Raw genomic sequence first — 22,242 nt, forward strand, 5'->3', positions numbered from 1 at the left:
TGCACGCACAATGTTGGTGTCTCCTAACCGGCAGTACGCCTCGTGCAGGTCCCTCTCTCCCAGGTCGACATCGCAGGCTTCCATAGCGAAGCCACGCGGCTGCTCGGCCAACAGGTGCCGCCGGAGTCGGTCGAATGGAGCGCCGCCCCCGCACAGTCCGTCGACGAGGAGTCGCTCGATCCCGGCCGCGCGGCCATCCGCAACCGGGCGGCGCGGGCCATCATTCCGCAATCCTTCATCCGCATGAGCGAACTCGTGGTGCTGCACCGCGACCGCGAACGCTTCGACCTCCTGTATCGCTCGCTCTGGCGGCTCGTGTACGAGCCGGAGCTGAAGCACGACTTCGGCGACGGCGACCTCGCGCGCCTGCGGCAGATGGCGCAGGCGGTGCGGCGCGACATCCAGAAGATGAAGACGCGGCTCGCTTTCCGGCCGCTGGTGCTGCGCGGCGGTACCGTCTCGGTGGCCTGGTACGAACCCGCGCACTTCATCGGCGAAACCGTCGGTGCCTGGCTGGCCAATCGCGACCCGGCCACCCCCTGGCTGCTGCTCACGCCCGACCGCAGCATGCGCTGGGACGGCACGCGCCTGCTCAGTGCGCCGGCGGTGGCGCCCACGCCGCAAGGTCACGTGCTGTCGGACGAGGAATGGGCGACCGTGCTGGAGGCGCTGCCCTGGGTCTGAGCCGCCGGTTCAGGTCGGCGTGTTCGGCTGCGAAGGCAGGCCCAGGTCACTGGAAAAACTGAAGTCGCTGCGCGTGCGCGTCCACTTCATCTCGCCTTCGCCGATCAACTGGCGGCAGCGCAGGAACAGGCTGTCGAGCGCGGCGTCCTGGGTATCGCGCAACGCGTGATAGCGCGGGTCGGCATAGTGCGCGCGTTGGTGCGACGAGTGCGTCATGCGCAGGATGTTCTCTTCCCACAGGTACTTCATCAGCTCGCGATGGGTCTCGAGCAGTTGCACCATCAGCCGATGCAGCTCGGGGAAGTGTTCATCCTTGATGCACACGGCCGCGGCGAGCGCGGCGGGGATCGTCAGGTTCTCGGGGTCCTGGTGCAGCAGGGGCTCGCCACGGTGCCAGTCGATCCAGGCGGTATACGCCTTCAGGGAATCCATCAGCCGGTAGCCGGCCGCCCGCCGCCGCGCGATCTGCCGGCGCCGCCGCCACAGCGCCCAGGCCAGCGCGATCACCATCGCCAGGGCGATGGCGAGCAGCGGATACAGCGCGTCGGTGGATGGCAGTGCAGGCACGATGAGCATGCTCGGGCTCGCGAGCGGATCCTTGAGTCGGTGTTTGTCCTGACTCGCGGCCGGTACTTCCGTGGCAGGCGCTTGCTGCGCCACCGCCGCGGGCGGCCCGCGATGGAGCCAGCATGCCACCGCTGCCGGTTGCCGGCATCCTCACGATGGCGGGCGCTGGGGCTTGGCGCGTACTACTTGACGCCGCGCCGCCGCATCATCTCCTCGCCCATCGCGTGCTGCGCCTGCGGGTCGAGCAGGGACTGCGCGGCGGGATAGGCGATGGCGTCTTCCGCCCGCAGGTGCTCCTCGTACAGGGCCGCGAAAGCGTCGAGTGCGGCATCGTCGTCCGTGGCGAGTGCCGGCAGGGCGCCCTCTGCAATGCCCAGCAGCACGGCGCGGGCGGGCGGCCAGCGCTCCTGCATCCGGGCGTGCTCCCGCAGCAGCCGCTGCACGATGGCCACCAGGGGCGGATCGCCCGCGGCGAGCAGTGGTGGGAACACATGCAGTTCTTCGTCGCGGTGATGCTGCGGCGCCGCCTGGTCGAAGTAGCGCATGACATCGCGGGCGGCCTGCTGCGCCTGCGGGTCGGCGCGGTGGCTGGCCAGGTGCGTGCGCAGCCGCGCGAGCAGGGCCAGCATGCGCTGCATCCGTTCGTGGCAGGCCGCGAGCATCTCGAACGGCTGCTCGAAGCCCGCGGCCGGCGGGGCGAACAGCGAGGCGAGGCCAATGGGCTGCGTCATCGCGAGGCCGCCCGCCGCCTCACCCGCAGGCGCCCACGTGCCCGCACTGCGTGCAGAAATCGCAGCCGTCGCGGCGGATCATCGCGTGGGCGCCGCACTCCGGGCACTTCGCGCCCGCCAGGGTCGGTGCGGCGGCGACCGGCGCTGGCGGCGTGGCGAGCGCGGCGACCGGCTCGCCGTTGCGGCGGGCGATGATGTTCTGGATGGCATAGGCAATCGCCGCCACCTCCGAGTCGTGCCAGAGCGGCACGGTGTTGCCGTCGGCGCGCAGGTGCGTGCCCAGGCGCACCGGCCCGCGGTCCCAGGCCACCTTGCGCATGTCGGCCAGCGCGCGCTCGAGGAAACCGCCGCGTGCCGCCAGCGACAACAGCCGCATGCTGGAGGTGATCCACTGCTGCGACTCGCCGCTCTGGCCCACCGGCATGAAGAACTCGATCGCGCGCTCGCGCCCGTCGGCCACCGGCATGAAGGAGACGACGATGTAGAGCGCCTGCCGCCCCTGCTGCGTCCAGTACTCCAGCTTCTCGACCACCGCGGGCAGCTGCCCCTTGGGCCGGCTTTCGATCATGGCGCGCATCGGGTCGTGCCTGCGGCGGTCTCCTTCCGGCGCGGGATCGACGGCGGCGGCCTGCGTCGACAGCACCGACCCAAGGATGTCATTCGGCCGGTAGGTCGCCAAGCCCTTCAGCCCGGCCCGCCACGCGGCGAGATAGAGGCCCTGGAACTCTGCGTAGGGATAGTCGGCCGGCACGTTCACGGTCTTGGAGATGGCCGTGTCGATGAAGGGCTGCACCGCCTGCAGCATGGCCAGGTGCTCCGAGGCGGGCATCTGCAGCGCCGACACGAAGTAGGGCGGCAGCTGCGCGGTATCGCCGCCGAGCGCGCGGTACAGGCGCCAGGCGTGGTCTTCCACCTCGTATTCGGTGGTGCTGCTGTCGGACTCGCGCTTGCGGCGGCGGTAGGTCCACGAGAACGGGGGTTCGATGCCGTTGGAAGCGTTGTCGGCAAAGGCCAGGCTCACGGTGCCGGTCGGCGCGATCGACAGCAGGTGGCTGTTGCGGATGCCGTGCGCGCGGATCGCCTCCTGCAGCGGCGCCTCGAGCCGGCTCGCGAAGGTGCCCGCTTCCAGGTAGGCATCGGCGTCGAACAGCGGGAACGCGCCTTTCTCCTGCGCGAGTTCGACCGATGCGGCATAGGCGGCATCGCGCATGGCACGGGCGATGCGCGATGCCATCTCGCGGCCTTCGGGCGCGTCGTAGCGCAGGCGCAGCATGGCCAGCGCATTGCCCAGGCCGGTGAAGCCCACGCCGATGCGGCGCTTGGAGTGCGCTTCCTGCTGCTGCTGCGGCAGCGGCCACACGGTGAGGTCCAGCACATTGTCGAGCGCGCGCACCTGGATGGCCACCGCGCGGGCGAAGCGTTCGAATTCGAAGCGCGGCGCTCCGACCAGGCCGAAGGGGTGGCTCACGAAGCGCGTGAGGATCACCGGCCCGAGGTCGCAGCAGCCATAGGCGGGCAGGGGCTGCTCGCTGCAGGGATTGGTGGCGGCGATGCGCTCGATGGCGCGCAGGTTGTTGTCGCGGTTCATCGTGTCGATGAACACCACGCCCGGCTCGGCGAAGTCGTAGGCCGAGCGCATGATCGTGTCCCACAGCTGCTGCGCGGGCAGGGTGCGGTACACCCACAGGCCGTCCGCGCGCAGGTGCGCCCCCTGTGCGATGAGCGCCGCGCCGGGGCGCGCGCGGTGCACCAGCGCCCAGTCGCCGGCCGCCGCGAGCACGGCGAAGAATTCGTCGCTGACCGCGACCGAGACATTGAAGTTGTTCCAGCGCCCCGGCGTGCGCTTGGCGGTGATGAACTCCAGCACGTCGGGATGATCGATGCGCAGCACGCCCATCTGCGCGCCGCGCCGCGCCCCCGCGCTTTCGACGGTGGCGCATGAGCGGTCGAATACGTCCATGTAGCTGCACGGGCCCGAGGCCAGCGAAGCGGTGGCGCGCACTTCGGCGCCCCGGGGGCGGATGCGCGAGAAGTCGTAGCCGACGCCGCCGCCGCGGCGCATCGTTTCGGCGGCTTCGCGCAAGGCCTCGTAGATGCCGGGATAGCCCTCGTCGTCGCGGCCCTGGATGGCGTCGCCCACCGGCTGCACGAAGCAGTTGATCAGCGTGGCCGAAAGGTCGGTGCCGGCGGCGCTCATGATGCGGCCGGCGCCGATCGCGCCCGCCTGGAGATTCGCGAGGAAGCGGCGCTCCCATTCCGCGCGCAACGGCTCGGCCTCGACGCTGGCGAGCGCCCGGGCGACGCGCCGCATCACATCGAGCCCGGACGTCTCGCTGCCCTTCAGGTACTTCTCGCGCAGGACGTCCTGGCTGATCGCCTGCACGGGCGGTTCGGCGGGGGATGGATCACGCTTCATGCGGTGGCACCTCGGCGGCTAGGATAGCCCTTTTGCCGGCGCCACTGATTGCACCAGGGCCAGCGGGTAGGGTGGGTCTCGCGCAGCGAGCCCCACCGTGCAGCGCCCGACCCTGGGGCCTGTTCACCGACCCTAGCGCGTCGCCTCCGCCCAGAACAGGCGCGTCGCTTCCAGGCCGGCCGGCGTCCAGTGCTGCGCCGGCGACATCGCACGCAGCAGCAGCGCCGATCGGGCGACGGGGTCGGATCCGCGCAGCTGCTCGCGCAGCAGCATCAGATCGGGATCCACCGCATCGTCGGCGCCGGGCAACGCCAGCGCCGGCGCATTGCGCGCCAGTGCACGGAAGGTGGCGCGGCGGCGCGGCTGCGTCGGCGCTGCCTCGGTGAAGGGCCGGCCGTCGGCGCTGCCCGCGCCGCGCAGCCAGTCGTGCAGCACCTGCAGTTCGTAGCTCGAAAACACCCCGAACATCTCCGCGCGCTCGCCCTGCAGCAGCGACCAGAAGCGGCTCTGCTCCGCCGGCTCGCCGATGCGGATCCAGCCCGCCTGCTGCAGGGCGGCCACGAATTCGCCCATGCGCTGCGGCTGCGCGAGCCACTCGTTGATGCTGCGCCCCCCGACCCGGCAATAGTCCGAGTGGGCGCCGCTGCCGGCGCCGGCCTTGCGCGCAAGCAGCCGCAGCGCTTCGGCCTGGATGTCGAAGCCGGCGATGACGTCGCTGGTGCCCAGGCCGGCGCCCGCCAGCTTGCAGCCGCCTTGCACGCGCCGCCAGAAGGCGCCGCCGTCATCCAGGCGCGGCAGCAGGTCCAGCACCGCCTGGCAGGCGCGGCGTGCATGTCCCGTGTCGCCGTTGTCCACCGTCACGTGCAGGGTGAAGTAGTAGGGGTCCAGCCCCAGCTCGTTGAGTTCGTAGGCGGTGATCAGCAGGTGCAGCGGCAGCTGCTCGTAGCCCAGGTTGAAGCCCGCCACCTCGGGCAGGAACTCCTGCGCGTTCCACGCCAGTGCGAGCTGGATCAGCCCCTGCTCGTACAGGGCATCCGGCAGGTCGTCCAGCGGGTCCAGCGCGTAGCGCGCCAGCAGGCTGCGATAGAGCACCACGTGGTTCTTGTCGGTCGCGCCTTCGCCCAACTCCTCGACATAAGTGCGCACCAGATCGCCCAGGCGCGGACTGCCCCAGTGCGGCAGCAGCCCGTACAGCCAGGCGCCGTCCACCAGCTTGGTCGGAGCGACATTGCGCAGGAAGTAGAGCGCATGCGCGCGGTTGCCGAAGAAGCGGCGCGGCGCACCTGCGCGGCGTTGCTCCAGGTAGTGCGCGTAGCGGGCATGCACGCTGCGCGTGTTCTCTTCCATCCAGGCCAGCAGGTCGGCGGGGGAGGGCGGAAGCTCGCCTTGCTCGCTTTGGAGCGCCTGCAGGCGCGCACGCAGGAAGTCGGCGGCGGCGGCACGGGTTGCCGCGTCCGGTTCACCCGCGGCCAGCCGCTCGTACAGGGGCCGGAATGCGAGCGGTTCGCTCGCGCTCTGAAGTTGCCGCCATTCTTGTTGTCCGATATGCATGGCACCACTGTGTGGCGATGGCTTGCCCGACGCTATCGGGACCGGACGCCGCATTGCGTGGGGACGCTCCTACGCGGGGGCAGGACGCCCTTGCTCAGGTAGTTGCACGCTCAACGATCAGGGCGACGGCGGCGATCCGCTCGGCATCGCGGTACGCGGCTTGCGCGAGCTCCTCGCCGAAGACGTCCGGGTCCAGCTCGCGGTAGCGCCAGGTCCAGCCTGCATCTTGCAGGTAAGGGCGCAGGGCAGTGAGCAGCGGATCGACGCCTTCGGCCATGGCAACGCCGGTGTACAGCACGAGGCGCCCACCTGGAGCCAGCCGCGGCATGCCTTCGCGCACGATGCGCAGGGACAGTGCCTCGCCCCAGCGGCCGCCGCCGTGGCGGTAGGTGCGCTGCGCCGCGTCGTTGAGATAAGGCGGGTTGGCGACGATCAGGTCCAGCGACCCGCTCACCGGCGCGAACAGGTCGCCCTGCGCGAAGCTCGCGTCCGGCAGGCCCGCATGGGTCGCATTGGCCGCTGCGAAGTGCAGGGCGCGCGGGTTGATGTCGCTCAGGACCAGGCGCGGCGAGGCCGGCGCACTGGCACGCGCCGCCACGATGCCGCCGGGGCCAGCGCCGCAACCGACGTCGAGGATGCGCGCGCCGTCACGCAGCGGCGCGCGCGCCAGCTCCTGTACCACCAGATCCGCGAAGCGGAAGGTGTCCGGCCCGAAGAACACCGAATCGGCGGCGGTGGTCGGGTAGGCCGAATGCGCGAACAGCAGCTCGTGCAGCGTGGAGAAGCGCACCGCGCTGCGCAGGCGGCCGCCGTCTGCGGGCGCCAGCAGGTCCGCGGCGCGCAGGGCGTCGAGCGCGTGCCGCGGCAGCAGATCGGGCGTGAAGGCGCGGCTGAAGCCGAAGACGTCGCGCAAGGAGCGCGCAGTCGCATCGGGGTCGCGCGCCAGCACGCGCTCGTGCGTGGCGGGCGTGACGGTCGTGAAGGCATAGCCCTCTTCGGTGAGCCATCGCAGCAGCTGCAGCAGCACCTGCTGCAGGGGGGAATCGAGGGTCGGGGTCATACGAAAAAAGTCTTGCAGGCGCGGCAATGTTGCCATGCAGGCGCCATTCACTCGGCGGTAGGCACCGTCCTACCCGCGAATGCGGGTGGCACTGTCGAAGCGGCTGACCTTGGAAATCCAACATCCGTTCGAGTTTGAAACAAACAGGTTGAAACAAGCACGTTGCACTGCATGCGGCCGTCGAGGGAACTCGATACCAGCCCCGTCGAGCAGTGCGCACATCGCAGCAAGGCCTTGTTTGTAAACAGACGTGCAGGCGGACCGTAACGGGCGTTACCTCCGCCGACCAGCAGTAACAGCCGGGTAGGACCGGCGCCCACAGGGAGGCGTCTTTGGACAAACGTATCGTCGGGATCGTGAGCGGCACGCGGCCGGAAATCATCAAGCTCGCGCCGGTCTACCACGCATTGCGCCAGCACGAGGAGCTGTGCGTCCTCTGGGTGCACACCGGGCAGCACGGTGACATGGCCGCCGACATGCTGCGCTGCTTCGGCATCGAACCCGACGAGCGCCTGGCGCGCAAGGGCTCGTCGCTCGAGGAATTCAGCGTCGACTGCCGCTCGCAACTCGACGCCCTGATGGCCCGCCAGCGCTGGGACCTGTGCATCGTGCAAGGCGATACCGAGAGCGCCTTCCTCGGTGCACTGGCGGCGTTCTATCGCCGGGTGCCGGTAGCTCACGTCGAAGCGGGCCTGCGGACCTACAACCTCGAGCGCCCCTTCCCCGAGGAAGGCCTGCGCCAGATGATCAGCCGCATCACCAACATGCACTGGGCGCCGACCGAGCGCGCCCGCGCTGGTCTGCTGCGCGAGGGCATCGAGCCCGAGAAGATCCAGCTCACCGGCAACACGGTGGTGGACGCGCAGCAGTGGGTGTGCGAGCGCAACGGGATCCGCCGCGAAGGCGATGCCGGGAACGGCCACATCCTGGTCACCGCGCACCGCCGTGAAAACTGGGGCGACGAGATGGAGCAGACCTTCCATGCCGTGGCCGACATCGCCCGGGCGCACCCCGAAAAGCGCGTGCTGTTCCCGGTGCACCTGAACCCGGTCGTGCAGCGTCCCGCGCACACGATCCTGGCCGGCCTGGAGAACGTGAAGCTGGTCGCTCCGCTCGACTACCTGGGCATGCAGCAGGCGCTGGTCAGCGCATCGCTGCTGCTCACCGACTCCGGCGGCCTGCAGGAAGAAGCGCCCACCTTCGGCGTGCCCACGCTGGTGCTGCGCCACGAGACCGAGCGCCCGGAAGCGGTCGAGGCCGGCTGCGCGCGCCTGGTCGGCCCGAAGCGCGAGGCGATCGTGCGCGAAGCCGAGCGCCTGCTGACCGACCCCGTCGCCGCCGCTGCGATGCGCAAGGTGGCCAACCCCTTTGGCGACGGGCAAGCGTCCCGTCGCATCGCCCAGGCCGTGATGGCACGGCTGGTCGTCCCTGCCCAAGTAGCCGCCGAGCCGGCCTGACCAACAAGAGGAGTTCCAAACGAATGACGTCCAACATCATCCGGCTCGCCACGACGGCCGCTCTTTCCTGGAGCGCTGCGGTGGCCCTGGCCCAGTCCGTCACGCCGCCGCCGCTGCCGCCGGGCGCCAACCTCGTGCGCCCCGGCGCCGGGCTGAACGACGACGAGAAGAAGCGCTACGTCCGTGCGCATCACCACAAGATGCAGAACAAGAAGGACTACACCAAGGACGACAGCACGGACGGGCCGCAAGACAACGCCGGCTCCAAGGCACGCGGCAACAACAACAACAACACCAAGAAGTGAGCCGCCAACCATGATGTTTTTTCGCCGAATCCTGCTCGCCCTGGTGGCCTGCTTCGCGTTGGCCGGTGCCGCCGGCGCGCAGACGCTGCCGGTCGACCGCACGCAACTGCAGAACCTGATCAACCAAGTGCGGGATCCCGTGCAGCGCGCGAAGCTGCAGGCCCTGCTGGCGCAGCTGCCGGCGCGCCCGGACTTCGCCACGCTGCAGTCGCTCGGCTTGCAGGCGCTGCAGATCCTGCGCACGGGTATCACTCCGACGCCGGCGCCTGCGCCGGCGGGTGCCGCTCCGTCCGTGCTCGTCCTGTACGACGCGGCCTCCGGGACCGAATTCGACAAGCTCGGGTTCGGCTACGCGATCATGCTGCGCAACCTGCTGGGCCACTTCAACGCCAACGTCGACCTGCAGCCGATCAGCGCCTACACGGCCGGCAAGGTCGAGGCCTATAACGCGACCTTCTACCTCGGCGCGATCTACGACAACCCGGTGCCGGCGGCGTTCCTGCAGGACACCATGACCACGGCCAAGCCGCTGGTCTGGTTCAAGTACAACCTGTGGCAGCTCGCGGGCAATGCCGCCTACAACTTCACGGCTTCCAAGGGGATTGCGTTCAGCGCGCTGCGCGGCCTGAATGCGGCTGCGTCGGCCGCGAACCCGGCGCCTGGTTTCTTCGACACGGTGAAGTACAAGGGCCTGGACTTCGTCAAGTACTACGCGTACGACGCCGCGCGCAACGTGGTGAACGCCGATCCCGACATCGGCGTGACGACCATCCAGGACGCCACCAAGGCGCAGCAACTGGTCTCGATCTACGACGGCGCCGAAGCGGCCGGCTACGTGACCCGCTCCGGCAACTTCTGGTATGTCGCCGACATGCCCTTCAGCTTCATAGGCCCGCGCGATCGCTACCTGGTGTTCGCGGACATGCTGCACGACATCCTGGGCATCAACCACGCCGAAAGCCACCAGGCCATGGTGCGCTTCGAAGACGTCGGTGCGCTGGTCAGCGTGCAGGCGATGAAGACGCTGTCGGACTACATGTTCGCCCGGCACCTCCCGTATTCGATCGCGACGATCCCGCTCTACCTCGACCCGCTGGGTGCCTACAACGGCGGCGTGGCCGAGACGGTGCCGCTGTCGCAGGCGACCAACCTGAAGCGCTCGCTCGACTACGCGGTCAACCGCGGCGCCGAGATCGTGATGCACGGCTATACCCACCAGTACGGCCGCATGAAGAACCCCAACACGGGCGTGAGCGGCGACGACTACGAGATGTGGGACATCGTCGACAACAAGCCGGTGCCCGAGGACTCGGTCGATTGGGTGCGCGGCCGATTGGCTGCGGGTCTCACGGACCTGCGTGCGAACGGCTATAACCCGGTGGCGTGGGAGATGCCGCACTACCAGGGCTCGGCGATCGCCAACCGCACGGCGGCGACGATGTTCAACACCACCTACCAGCGCGTCGTGTACTACACCGCGGACAAGCCGAACTTCTTCGCCCCCACCGGCAAGGACTTCGCGCTCGGCCAGATCTTCCCGTACGTGATCCAGAAGGACTACTACGGCCAGCGCGTGCTGCCGGAGAACCTGGGCAACATCGAGTACGACATCCACACGATCGACCCCACGTCGAACTACAGCTACACGGCCGACGACATCGTCACCAACGCCAGATACGCCAAGGCGGTGCGTGACGGCTTTGCATCCTTCTTCTTCCATCCGTTCTGGCTGGAGCCCGAAGTGGGCACCCCCGGCTTCGCGGATTTCCAGAAGACCATGGATGGCATTAGCCAGCTCGGCTTCACCTGGGTTGCGCCCAGCAAGCTGCCATGAGCCGTGCCATGAACTCCACTACGAGGTGCACCATGAAAATCGCCCGTGTCCTGCCCGCCGCCGCGCTGGCGGCCCTGTGCCTGCTGCCCGGCTGGGGAGAGGCGCAGCAGCCTACGCAGCCGCCGTTACGGCCGGTGCAACAGCCGGCAGGGGCGAACGTGCCGCCGCAGACCTCGGTGTTCCGGCCGGTGGATCCGTCCCAGCCGGGCGCCTCGCCGGCGGCGGCCCAGGCCAACGCCGGCGTGTGGGTGCCGCGCACCGTGAGCTTCGCGGACCTGGGGTTCACCGAGCCCGTGGTCCTGGGTTATCCGGACACGATCAAGGAGATCTACCTGCCGGTGCCGCCCGGCATCAATCTCTCCGGCGCGACCCTGCAGCTGGATGCCAGCTACGTGCGCGCCGACGGCGGCCGCACGACGCTGGTGTATGCCATCGACGGCGCGCCGGCGATCGCCAACGGCATCACTGCCGACCGCGGTGACGCCAGCGCCTCGATTCCGGTCGACGGCAAGCCGCGGCCCAGCGGCTTCGTGCGCCTGAACGTCGACTGGCGCACGGCAGTCGCCCGCGAGAACACCTGTGCCGACGCGCGCACGCCGGGCAACATCCTGCGGATCGAACCGACTTCCCGCTTCGTGTTCCGCTACGACGGCTCGGCGATCCACGACCTGTCCACGGCCTGGGGCTCGCTGCCCACGACGCCGACGATCCTGATCCCGTCCAACCGGGTCGAGCCGCAGGTGTACGACACGGCCTGGCGCGTCGGCGTGGCGCTGGAGCGCGCCGGCAAGCGGCCGCGGATCATCACCGGCGACGGCAGCGGCACGCCGCCTCCTCCCACCACGCCCGGCGGCGTGCAGGCGACGCCCGCGCCGACTCCGGCGGATGCCGACATCGTGATCGGCGCCTCGGCCGGCGGCCAGCAGGTGGCCTCCAAGCAGATCGCGCTGGGTAACGTGGGCGGCCGCCCGATCATCGTGGTCGCACCCGATGCCGGCGCCGAAGCCGCGGGCCTGTTCACGCAGATCTGGCAGCAGGCGGCCGACGGCACCAAGCTCACGATCAACGCGGTCGACACGCCGAAGAACAGCGACTCCAACGCGGTGTCGCTGCAGTACCTCGGCGCCAAGCCCTCGAGCTTCGACGTGCTGGCCCATGCCGACTGGACCGCGACCTTCGACATCGGCTCGGTGGCTGCCGACGGCAAGGCTCCCGGCACGCTGGTGATGGACGTCGCCGCCTCTCCGAGCGCCGCCCGCACGCCGCCCGTGGTGTCCGTGTTCATGAACGACGTGCTGCTGGGCGCCAAGGAAATGGAAGCGACCGGCAAGCGCGAGCGCATCGTCGCGCCCGTGCCGCGCTACGCGCTGCAGACGCGCAACGTGATCCGCGTGTCCTTCGTGCGCCAGCTCGCCTCCGACCGCTGCCGCGAGACGCCCGAGCCCTATCCGGTGTCGGTGCTGCCCTCCAGCCACATGCTGCTGGACAAGATCGATCCGTCGAGTGACTTCACCGGCCTGATGTCCAAGTTCGCGAGCGGCGGCACGCTGCTGGTGCCGCAGGCGCACATGGGCGATGCCACCGGCACGCTGCCGCGCGTGATCCGCCTGGCCGCGAGCACGGGCCTGTCGCCCTCGAAGGCGAAGTTCCAGACCGTGGCCGACGGCGCGCATCCGAAGGTCGACGGTCCCTACCTGGCGGTGGACGTGATCCCCGACGGCTACGCCGAAGGCGTCAAGCCCGAGCAGGACCGCCTCTACCTGGCCGGCACCAAGGACCGTCCGCTGCTGGACGTGCGTGGCCTGAACCGCGTCGGCATCCTCGAAGTCAACGGCAAGGGCAACGACATCGGCGCGGTCTACCGCACGCTGGGTCCGCAGGCGCCGTCGATGGAAAAGCCGATCCAGCTATCCAGCGGCAACCTCGCGATCATGGGCAACAACGGCCTGCGCACCGAGGTGAACACCCGCGATCCTTCGGGGCAGGGCATCATGAAGGAAGCCCAACCCGGCCTGTTCGAGCGCGGCTACTGGTGGCTGCTGCCGATCGTGCTGGTGGCGCTGTTCGTCGGCCTGCTGGTGTTCGCAAGCCGCATGCGTCGCCGCAAGGCCATCGCCGGCGACCGGTGAGCCACAAGGACCGCGCGTGCTCGCGCGCGGTCCGAGCAAGAGGGGCGCGGCTTGCCGCGCAATGCAGTCCAGAAGATTGAAGCAGTAAGGGGATCGCCATGAATTGGGACTTGTTGATTGCGGAGTACAACTCGGGCCTGGAGGTGCTTGCGGCGATCCTGGCGCTGGTCATCTTCGTGTCGTCGCTCGATGACGTGTTCATCGACTGCTGGTACTGGGCGCGGCGGCTGTTCCGCCGGGCCAGGGTGGAGCGCGGCGCGCAGTACCGCCGCCTCACGCCCGAGGCGTTGCGCGATCGCCAGGAGCAGCCGATGGCCATCATGGTCCCGGCCTGGCAGGAAAGCGACGTGATCGCCGCCATGGTGCAGAACATGGTGGAGGTGATGGAGTACCGCAACTACCGCGTGTTCGTCGGTACCTATCCCAACGACCAGCCGACCATCGACGAGGTCGAGCGCATGGTCAATCGCTACCCGCAGCTGCAGCGCGTGGAAGTGCCGCACCCCGGCCCCACCAGCAAGGCCGACTGCCTGAACGCGGTGGTCGCGGCGATCTTCGAGCACGAGAAGGAAATGGGCGTCGAGTTCGCGGGCGTCGTGCTGCACGACAGCGAAGACGTGCTGCATCCGCTGGAGCTGAAGTTCTTCAACTACCTGCTGCCGCGCAAGGACATGATCCAGCTGCCGGTGGCTTCGCTGGAGCGCGAGTGGTACGAGCTCGTGGCCGGCACCTACATGGACGAATTCGCCGAGAGCCACGCCAAGGAAATGGTGGTGCGCGAGAGCGTCTCGGGCATGGTCCCGTCCGCCGGCGTCGGCACCTGCTTCTCGCGCAAGGCCCTGCTCGGCCTGGTCGGCGCGACGCGCAACAAGCCCTTCAACATCGACAGCCTCACCGAGGACTATGACGTCGGCATGCGCCTGTCGCAGCTGGGCATGAGCTCGATCTTCGGCGTGTTCCCGGTCACCTTCCACATCAACCGCAATTCCTGGGGCACCAGCCGCCGGCGCGAACTGCTGATGCAGATGCCCCTGTGCGTGCGCGAGTACTTCCCCGACAACTTCCGCGCCGCCTACCGCCAGAAGGCGCGCTGGGTGCTGGGCATCGGTTTGCAGAGCTGGGAGCAGATCCGCTGGCGCGGCCGCTCCACCGCGGCGCGTTACCTGCTGCTGCACGACCGCAAGGGCGTGATCACGTCGTTCGTCAGCATCCTGGCCTACATCCTGGTGGCGCACTTCATCGTGTTCCACGTCGGACTCGCCACCGGCTGGTGGCATGCGTACTATCCTTCGCTGTTCCAGGACGGGAGCATCTGGCGCAAGATGATCTACATCAACGCCTTCTTCCTCGCGCTGCGCGCGGCCCACCGGGTGTATTTCACCTCGGCGCTGTACGGATGGGAGCACGGGCTGATGTCGCTGCCGCGCATGGTGGTGGGCAACTTCGTCAACTGCATGGCCGTGGCGCGCGCCTGGAAGATGTACCTGTCGTACCTGTTCAAGGGCACGCGCCTGGCGTGGGACAAGACGGCGCACGAATTCCCGTCGTCCGCGCAACTGGCCCGCAGGCGCCAGCGCCTGGGCGAGCTGCTCACCTCGTGGAACGCGGTCGACCAGAGTGCCATCCAGCGCGCGCTGGAAAAGCAGGCCGGTGCCGACGTGCCGCTGGGCCGCGTGCTGGTTTCCAACGGCTGGCTCGATGAGGAGACGCTGGCCGAAGCGATCGCGTACCAGGCCGACCTGCCGCGCGCGCACCTGTCTGCCGAAACCGTGCGCAAGCACGCAGCCGACATGCCGCTGGAGCTGGCGATCCGCCATCGCGCCGTGCACATCGGCCTGAACAAGCACAGCCGGCCGGTGCTGGCGGTCACCAGCCCGCTGTCCGAAGCAGCGCTGGCCGACATGACGCAGGGCCTGGGCGTGGAGCCGGTGCAGCGCATCGCCCGCGAGGGTGAACTGGCCGTGGCCCTGCGCCTGCTGCGCGATGCCGGGCACGACGGCAAGAGCACCGTCCCCACGGGGCCGCTGCTGGGCGACATGCTGATCGAGCGTGGCCTGTTGCGGCGCGATCAGTTCGAGACCGCGATGCACGAATACAAGCCTGACCGCCATGGCCGCATCGGCGACTACCTGGTGCAGCGCGGCGTGATCGCGCGCGAGATGCTGGAGCAGGTGGTGCAGGAGCAGCGCAGCTACTTCGCCCGCACCGCCGCGCAACCGGAACAAGCGCACAGGGGATTCTTCGGCAAGCCGTCCGCCCAACCCACCTAGGGAACCGCCCCCCAAAGAACATGAAACAACAACAACAACAACGAAAGGCGCTGGCACTCGCCGCGGTGCTCGCGCTCTCCTCCTGGCAGGTGGCGGCCCAGACCGCGCCGCGGGGCGCGGCTGCCCGCAATGCCGCGACCGCACGCACCGCGCAGGCCGCCAATGCGGCGGCGGACGCCGGCTACAAGGCGTTCGCGCGCCGCGACTACGCCGCTGCCGTGGAGAGCGCGCAGCGCGCCGTGCAACTCGCGCCCGAACGGCGCGACTACTGGCTGCTGCTGGCGCAGGCGCATGCCGGCAACCAGCAGATGGACCAGGCCGACCAGGCCTTGAACCGCGCCGCGCAGCTGCGCGGCGACGACCAGGCGCTGGCCCGCGCGCGCACCGAGCTCGCGCGCATGCGCGCCCAGGCCGCGGGCGAAGCGATGTACCGTGCGCTGCAGGCCGGCGACATCAAGGCCGCGATCACCGAGGGTACCGAAGCCGTCCGCTGGGCGCCCGAGAACGCGGGCTACCGGCTGGTGCTGGTGCACGCGCTGCTGCGCGACGGCCGCTTCGCCGACGCCGATCGGCTGGCGGGCGAAACGATCGCGCTGCTGCCCGACAGCGCCGCTCCACTGGCATTGCGGGGCTACGCGCGCCAAGGACTGGATCGCCCCGCGGATGCGAGCGCCGACCTCGAGCGCGCCCTGGCGCAACGCAACCTGCAGCCGGCCGCGCAGCGCCAGCTGCGCCTGCTGGCCGCCGACCTCGCGCTGGCACAGGGCAACGGGCAGCGCGCGATCGAATGGCTGGCACCGCTGCCGGCCGACGACGTCGACGCGGCCGGCCGGCGCGAGCTCGCCCGCCAGCGCGCCGGCGGCTCCGCGCCCGCCCCCTTCGCGCTGCGGTCGCCCGGCATCGATTGCTCGAACGTCGATGCCTCGCAGACCTGCACGCTGCAGGCCGCGGCCTTGCCGCCCCTGCCCGGATTCGCGAACGCCACCGCCGCCTACCGTGCCCTCGAAGAGCGCGACGTGCAGCGGGCGCTCGACCAGGCGCGCCTGGCCACCACCGCCGCGCCCGGCCAGCGGGACTGGCAGTTGATGCACATGAACGCGGCGCTGGCCGCCAACGAACTGCCGGAAGCGGAGCAGGCCGCGACCGCGGCGCTGGCCCTGCGCTCCGACCCGCAGACGCTGGCGCAGCGCTCCACGATCCGCCGCAAGCTGGGCAACATAGGCGGCGCCAACGAAGACGCCGAAGCCGCACTGGCCTCGGGCCAGTTGCCGCCGACCACCGAAGCGAGCCTGCTGGCCGACCTGGGCCGCAAGCGCGAGGCGCGCGAGCGCCTGGCGAGCGTGCCGGCGGATTCGGCCACGCCGCAGACACGCCTCGACGCGGCCTACCTCTCCAATCGCATCGGCGACGACGAAGCCGCACGCCAGGCCTTCGCCCAGGCCGATGCCGCCGGCGGCCTGCCGCCCACCTCGCTGCTCGATGCCGGTTATGCCGCGATGCGCAGCAAGCACGACGACGAGGCCGTGGCGTACTTCAAGCGCGCCGTCGATGCGGCCAACGGCCTGCAGCTGAAGATGGATCCGCAGATGCTGTACGACACCCGCCGCACGATCGCGGAGGTGTCGCGCAAGTGGGGCGTGCTGGCCTCGCTGACCGTGCGCAATGGCGCCGGCGTGTCCCCGACCTTCGGCGCCGTCGGAGTCGGTGCCGGTGGCAGCCCCGGTGCGCGCACCACGCAAGCGGGCGTGGAGGCGTACTACCGGCCCTGGGGCTTCCGCAACGGCCAGTTCGTCGAACTGTTCGCGCGCGGCTTCACCACCCTGGACACCCAGGGCGGCGGCAACACCGGCAGCGACAGTTTCCAGGGCGGCGTCGGGGTGCGCTGGAAGCCGCTGACCGCGCAGAACCTGGTGCTGTCCCTCAGCCGCACGTTCGGCCCCAATGTCACCGGCGACTGGCTAGCACAGCTCGGCTGGTCGTGGGACTACGGCTCCGACCTGCTGGTGGAGCAGCCAAGCTGGTGGACGTCGCGCTTCTACGCCGAGATCGGCCGCTACCTCAGCCAGGGCATCGACTACGGCATCGCCTCGGCGATGGTGGGCCGCAGCTACGTGGTCAGCGCCGACGGCCGCACGGTGGCCTTCCCGCACCTGTTCGCGGGGGTGGAGTACACGTCCAACGATCCGGTGGCGAAGACGGCCGCCGGCATCGGCCCCGGCGTGAGCCTGCGCCGCTGGTTCCGCGAGGATGTGTACGACGCGCCGCGCTCGTACTTCGACCTCACGGTGCAGTACCGCGCGCGCCTCACGGGCGACGACCGCATGAAGGGCCTCTACCTCAACGGACTGCTGTCCTATTGAAATGCGACGTGCAATCCTGGGGCTGATGGCAGCCGCTGCCATGCTGGGCGGCTGCGCCAACGTGACGGTTCCGCCGATCGAGGGCGTGGTCTGGCAGATCGACAACGAGCACACCGAGCCCAAGGGCGACTGGGAACGGCTCGGCGTGCGTCGCCTGCTGGTCCAGTGGACCGTGGTCGACAACCTGGCCTTCACGCCCGGCACCGATATCCCGCCCGCCGCGAAGATGCCCGACTGGCAGCGCATCGCGCGCGAGCCGTGGGCGCAGGAGGTGATCGTCGGCCTCGCCGGCCGTTTCGACGAGCACGGCGCCCGCACCGACCTCGACAACCTGGTCGCGCTGTCGGCGCGGGTGGCCAGGACCCCGCCGCCGGTGAAGGTGGCGGGCTACTACTTCCCGATCGAGATCGACCCGACCTGGATGGAGGCCTTCCGCCTGAAGACGCTGTTGACGCAGCTGCCGCGACCGCTGTGGATCAGCGTCTACGACAGCGCCAACGTGGGCCCGGAGGAACTCGCCCAGAGCCTCGTCGAATGGCTGCCGCCCGATGTGGGCGTGTTCTTCCAGGACGGCGTGGGCGTCTATGCGCGCACGCCTTTCGTGGCCAAGCACTACATCGACGTGCTGGTGCGCCGGCTCGGGCGGGAGCGGGTGAGGGTGATCGCCGAAGCGTTCCGGCCGCAGGTCGGCGGCGGCTTCCGGCCGGCGACGCTGGAAGAGTTGCGCCCGCAACTGGCCAGGTACGAGGGCTTGCCGATCTACCTGTTCGAAGGGCCCCGTTACGTGCCCCCGGCACTGGTGCAGGGGCTGTCTTCGGCACAGGGCCAGCGGTAGTCTCCGTCCTACATGGCAAAGTCGGGGTTTCCTACCCACCAGCTTCTGCCGAGCTTCCACAGTCCGTAAGCACATGAAAAACCTGCTTACGCCTAGCCGGACATTGGCAGTACCGCTGCTGGTGGCGTATTGCACCTGCGCGGTGGCGCAGTCGCTGGGCGCCCCGGCGGCCGACGTATGGATCGGCCAGCCCCTGGACATGTCCGTGCCTGCCCGCTTCGCCTCCAACGAGGCCGACGACCAGTGCGTGCATGCCGACGTCTTTTACGGCGACAAGCAGCAGCTGCGCGGCGTGCGCGCCACCGTCATCGGCACCGAGGCCAACCGCCGCGTGCGCATCGAGACCGACACCGCCATCGACGAGCCGGTCGTGACCGTGTCGCTGCGCGCCGGCTGCCGCAACTTCGTTACGCGCAGCTACACGCTGCTGCCGGACATCCCGTCCGAGACGGTGCTGGCCGCCCTGATGCGGCCGCAGGCGCCGCCGCTCCTGACGGCCGCCACCACGCTGGCGCCGCAGCGCTCGCCCCTCGTTCGTGCGCCGCGCAGGCCCTCTGTGAGCCCGGCCAACCCCGGCACCACGGTTGCGGACACAACGACCGCCGATGCAGCCCCACTGGCGGCGCCCCGCATCGGTCGCGCGCTGCGCCGAGCCGTCCCGGGGCAGGGCGCCCGTCTGCGGCTCGAGCCCCTGACGCCCGATCCGCAAGCGTTCCTGCGCGTGACCGCCACCCTGGCCGATCCCCAGGGCGACGCCGCCCGACGCGCCACTGCGGCCCTGATGTGGCAGGCGATCAACGCCGATCCGCAGGACCTGCTGCGCACCAGCGCCATGCTGCAGAAGCTGGAAAGCGAGATGGCGCAACTGCGCCGCAGCGCCGCCCAGACCCACAGCGACATGGCGGACCTGCGCCGCCGGTTCGAGGAACCGCAGCCCTGGTACGCCTCGCCGGCCGCCATCCAGGTGCTCAGCCTGCTGGTGCTGGCGGCTGCCGCTGCCGCCGGCCTGCTGTGGTTCCGCACGCGCCACCTCGATCTGACCCGTGGCCCCTGGTATGCGACAGCCGCGGAGCCCTTCGAGCCGGTGCACGCACCCGTTGCAGCGACCGAGGTGCAGGCGGCGCCGTTCGCCGTTCGCCCGCTGCGCGCCGAGCCCGTGCCGGCAAGCGCTGTCCGCGAAGCCAGGCCGGTCCCGCCCGTTGTGCCGCTTGCGGTGCCCCAGGTCGCTGTCGTATCTGCTGCGCCGAGCGGCCCCGGGCCGATCGACTTCACGCTGCCGGCCACGCCGCGCCGGCCCGCCAGTGGTGTGCTGCGGGTCGAGACACTGGGCGCGACCTTCCAGGAGGTGGAGTTCCTGTCCTCGCTCGGCCTGGCCACCGATGCGATGGAAGTGCTCAAGACCTATCTGCATGACAGCAGCAGCCCGGCGCCGCTGGCCTACTTCGAGCTGATGCGCCTGTGCGACCAGGACGAAGACCCGGCCGCGGTGACGGCCGTGCGTCGCCGGTATGCGCAGGTGTTCCGGGTCGAGGCGCCTTCGCTGCAGCAGGTCACCGCCGGCCGCGGCCTGGAAAGCATGGCCGACCTCAGCGAGCGCATCAGCCGGACCTGGGAAAGCGCAGAGGTCCTCGACCTGATCGAGGACACGCTGTTCAACGTGCCGGCCCCCGGCGCCGCGCTGACGCTGCAGGCGGGGCGCGACCTGATCTGCCTGCACGAGCTGGCGCTGGCGCTGGTCACCGAAGGCGCAACGCAGGCCGACGCCGAATCGCAGCCGCTCGCCCCCTGGGCGTACAGCGACGATCCGGCGGCGGCGCAGGCCGCGACCCAGGCGCTTGCCGATGCCGATGGCGGCCATCACTTCGCACTCGACGTCGACCTGAACGCCGCGCCCGAGCCGCTGCCGCAGCAGCAGGAACCGGAAGCGCCGCCCGAACCCGAAGTGGATCTCGAACTCGCCCCGCTGCTCGCCGAGTTGCACGCGGCCGCCGAACGCAATGCCACGGCTCGCGCGCAGGCCGAGGCGGAGGACGCCTTCAGTGCCGCCGTCGCCCTGGAACGCGCCCCCGCGAGCCGCTACTAGAACGAAGGAAGCCGATGGACCTGGTGCAGCAACGACCCGCTCCCGGCGACCGGCCCGGCGCGGTCCTGGACGACTTCGATCCGACCACGCAACGTCCCGCCCCGCTGCGATCCTCCTGGCTGTACACGGCGGCACTGCAACCCGCGGACGAACCGCAGCGGCTGGTCGAACTCCGTGGCTTCGGCATCCTCGACACCGAACCCGACGAGGACTACGACCGCCTGGTGCAGCTGGCCGCCGTGCTGTGCGGCACGCCCATGTGCGCGCTGACCTTCGTGGAGGGCCAGCGCCAGTGGTACAAGTCCAGCGTCGGGCTGCCGGTGCAGCAGATCCCGCGCGAGAAGTCGTTCTGCGCGCACGCCATCCTCGATGCCGACCGCGTGCTGGAGATCCCCGACGTCGCCAAGCTCGGTTGGGCCGACTCGCAGCCGTGGGGTCCGCAGGGCCCGCTGCTTCGCTACTACGCCGGCGTGCCCTTGCGCACGCGCGACGGCAGCGCCATCGGCACGCTGTGCGTGATGGACCAGGTGCCGCGCCGCATGACCGAGAGCCAGCGCGATGGCCTGGTCAAGCTGGCCAAGGCCGTGGCCAGCCTGCTGCGCCTGCGCCGGCAACTGCGCATCGCCACCGAAACCGACCGGCTCACGGGGCTGCCGAACTGGTTCCATTTCGAGGCGGAGTTCGACCACTACAAGCCGGCCTGCGGCATGGTGTGCTTCGTGCGCCTGAAGACGATCAACCAGATCAATTCGGCGCACGGCTTCCGCGTGGCCGACGCCTTGATCCAGCAGACGGCCGATCGCCTGCGCGTGTTCGGTGAGCACGGCGCCATCATCGGCCGCATCAAGCGCGGGCTGTTCGTGCTGTTCTTCCCGGATGCCAGGCCGGCGGAGTTCGCGCAGAAGGTGGCGCCGGAGCTCGCGCAGTCCCTGAGCCAGCCTTACGAGGTGAACAATCTCTCGATGGTCTGCCCGGTGAACCTGGGCTTCGCCTCCTTCCCGGACGACGGCAAGACGCTGGACGAAGTGGTCAATGCGGCGGACACGGCACTGGCGGTGGCCATCGAGCGCGAACAGTCGATGGCCTTCTTCGACCGCTCCGTCGACAACGTGCAGAGCATGCATTACCGGCTGGAGCCGCAATTGCGGCGCGCGCTGGCCAAGAGCGAGTTCGTCAACTACTACCAGCCGAAGGTGGAGCTCGCCACCGGCCGCATCGTCGGCGTCGAGGCGCTGGTGCGCTGGATGGATCCTGCGCGCGGCCTGGTGCCGCCGGGTGAGTTCGTGCCGGCGCTGGAAACCACGGGCCTGATCGGCGCCGTGGCGCAGAAGATCATGGAGCGGGCGATCGCCGACTGGCGCAGCTGGCGCGATGCCGGCCTGATGGCGCCTCGCATCGCGGTGAACGTGGCCTCGGCGCAATTGCGCGACGAGGATTTCGTTCCGGCGTTGCAGCGCGCCCTGGAGGTGCTGCAGGGCGATCCCTCGGCCATCGGCATCGAGATCACGGAAAGCATCCTGATCTCGAACATGGAGCGCGCGATCGAGGTGCTGACGCAGGTGCGCAAGCTCGGCATCCCGGTGGCGATCGACGACTTCGGCACCGGCTATTCGTCGCTGGCGTACATCGTGACGCTGCCGATCGACGAACTGAAGATCGACCGCGCCTTCGTCAAGAAGATCACTGCCGACCCCGCCTACGAAGGCATCGTGCGCACCTGCGTGTCGCTGGCGCGCGGCCTGAACCTCAAGGTGGTGGCCGAGGGCGTCGAGACCGAGGCGCAGGCGCTGAAGCTGCAGGAGCTGCAGTGCGACCAGGCCCAGGGCTTCCTCTACAGCCCGCCGGTGCCGGCCGACCAGCTGGTGCGGATGTTGAAGCGCGGGCCGCTGGCGATTCCGGGCTAGCTGGTTCGCCGCAGATTGCGACGCCGTGTCGTGTGCGGCATTTTGAACGCAGAAGT

The 22,242-nt window shown here is 69.8% G+C and carries 15 protein-coding genes; 10 read left to right on the forward strand and 5 right to left on the reverse strand.

Annotated elements, in window-relative coordinates; translation table 11 throughout:
* Positions 1-42 precede the first annotated feature (42 nt).
* The gene (locus JWP60_RS15870; RefSeq protein WP_299793323.1) at positions 43-684 is read left to right on the forward strand and encodes a DUF4130 domain-containing protein; all 642 of its coding nucleotides are present in this window, start codon (positions 43-45) and stop codon (positions 682-684) included.
* A gap of 9 nt (positions 685-693) precedes the next feature.
* On the opposite strand, the gene JWP60_RS15875 is transcribed toward JWP60_RS15870, so the two are convergent.
* From JWP60_RS15875 to JWP60_RS15895, 5 genes are all read right to left on the reverse strand, one after another.
* Positions 694-1,251, reverse strand: coding sequence for a hypothetical protein (locus JWP60_RS15875; RefSeq protein WP_299793326.1), 558 nt, complete (start codon positions 1,249-1,251; stop codon positions 694-696).
* Positions 1,252-1,433: 182 nt separating this feature from the next.
* Complete coding sequence (locus tag JWP60_RS15880; RefSeq protein ID WP_299793329.1) at positions 1,434-1,982, reverse strand: hemerythrin domain-containing protein; 549 nt, start codon at positions 1,980-1,982, stop codon at positions 1,434-1,436.
* Between the two features lie 19 nt (positions 1,983-2,001).
* On the reverse strand, positions 2,002-4,398 hold the full coding sequence (locus JWP60_RS15885) for an adenosylcobalamin-dependent ribonucleoside-diphosphate reductase (protein WP_299793332.1): 2,397 nt from the start codon (positions 4,396-4,398) through the stop codon (positions 2,002-2,004).
* A gap of 132 nt (positions 4,399-4,530) precedes the next feature.
* Positions 4,531-5,949 (reverse strand): iron-containing redox enzyme family protein, encoded by a 1,419-nt coding sequence (locus tag JWP60_RS15890; RefSeq protein ID WP_299793335.1) that lies wholly within the window; start codon positions 5,947-5,949, stop codon positions 4,531-4,533.
* Between the two features lie 94 nt (positions 5,950-6,043).
* On the reverse strand, positions 6,044-7,009 hold the full coding sequence (locus JWP60_RS15895; RefSeq protein WP_299793338.1) for a class I SAM-dependent methyltransferase: 966 nt from the start codon (positions 7,007-7,009) through the stop codon (positions 6,044-6,046).
* A gap of 332 nt (positions 7,010-7,341) precedes the next feature.
* Between JWP60_RS15895 and wecB the strand changes: the two genes are divergently transcribed.
* The 9 genes from wecB to JWP60_RS15940 all read left to right on the forward strand — a co-directional run bounded on the left by wecB (position 7,342) and on the right by JWP60_RS15940 (position 22,186).
* Positions 7,342-8,466: a UDP-N-acetylglucosamine 2-epimerase (non-hydrolyzing) gene (wecB, locus tag JWP60_RS15900; RefSeq protein WP_299793341.1), complete on the forward strand. Its 1,125-nt coding sequence runs from the start codon at positions 7,342-7,344 to the stop codon at positions 8,464-8,466.
* A 23-nt stretch (positions 8,467-8,489) separates the two neighbouring features.
* Positions 8,490-8,771: a hypothetical protein gene (locus JWP60_RS15905; RefSeq protein WP_299793344.1), complete on the forward strand. Its 282-nt coding sequence runs from the start codon at positions 8,490-8,492 to the stop codon at positions 8,769-8,771.
* Positions 8,772-8,781: 10 nt separating this feature from the next.
* Positions 8,782-10,605, forward strand: a complete 1,824-nt coding sequence (locus JWP60_RS15910; RefSeq protein ID WP_299793347.1) for a DUF2334 domain-containing protein — start codon at positions 8,782-8,784, stop codon at positions 10,603-10,605.
* Positions 10,606-10,637: 32 nt separating this feature from the next.
* Entirely contained in the window at positions 10,638-12,734 is a 2,097-nt protein-coding gene (locus JWP60_RS15915) for a hypothetical protein (protein WP_299793350.1), read from the forward strand.
* 98 nt (positions 12,735-12,832) lie between these two features.
* The gene (locus JWP60_RS15920) at positions 12,833-15,004 is read left to right on the forward strand and encodes a glycosyl transferase family protein (RefSeq protein ID WP_299793353.1); all 2,172 of its coding nucleotides are present in this window, start codon (positions 12,833-12,835) and stop codon (positions 15,002-15,004) included.
* Positions 15,005-15,024: 20 nt separating this feature from the next.
* On the forward strand, positions 15,025-17,364 hold the full coding sequence (locus tag JWP60_RS15925; RefSeq protein ID WP_299793356.1) for a hypothetical protein: 2,340 nt from the start codon (positions 15,025-15,027) through the stop codon (positions 17,362-17,364).
* Between the two features lies 1 nt (position 17,365).
* On the forward strand, positions 17,366-18,199 hold the full coding sequence (locus JWP60_RS15930; RefSeq protein ID WP_299793359.1) for a hypothetical protein: 834 nt from the start codon (positions 17,366-17,368) through the stop codon (positions 18,197-18,199).
* Positions 18,200-18,272: 73 nt separating this feature from the next.
* Entirely contained in the window at positions 18,273-20,282 is a 2,010-nt protein-coding gene (locus JWP60_RS15935; RefSeq protein WP_299793361.1) for a hypothetical protein, read from the forward strand.
* Between the two features lie 14 nt (positions 20,283-20,296).
* On the forward strand, positions 20,297-22,186 hold the full coding sequence (locus JWP60_RS15940; RefSeq protein ID WP_299793364.1) for a GGDEF domain-containing phosphodiesterase: 1,890 nt from the start codon (positions 20,297-20,299) through the stop codon (positions 22,184-22,186).
* Positions 22,187-22,242: the final 56 nt, after the last annotated feature.

Origin of the sequence: Ramlibacter sp. (assembly GCF_028291745.1) — a bacterium.
Lineage (GTDB): Bacteria > Pseudomonadota > Gammaproteobacteria > Burkholderiales > Burkholderiaceae_C > Ramlibacter.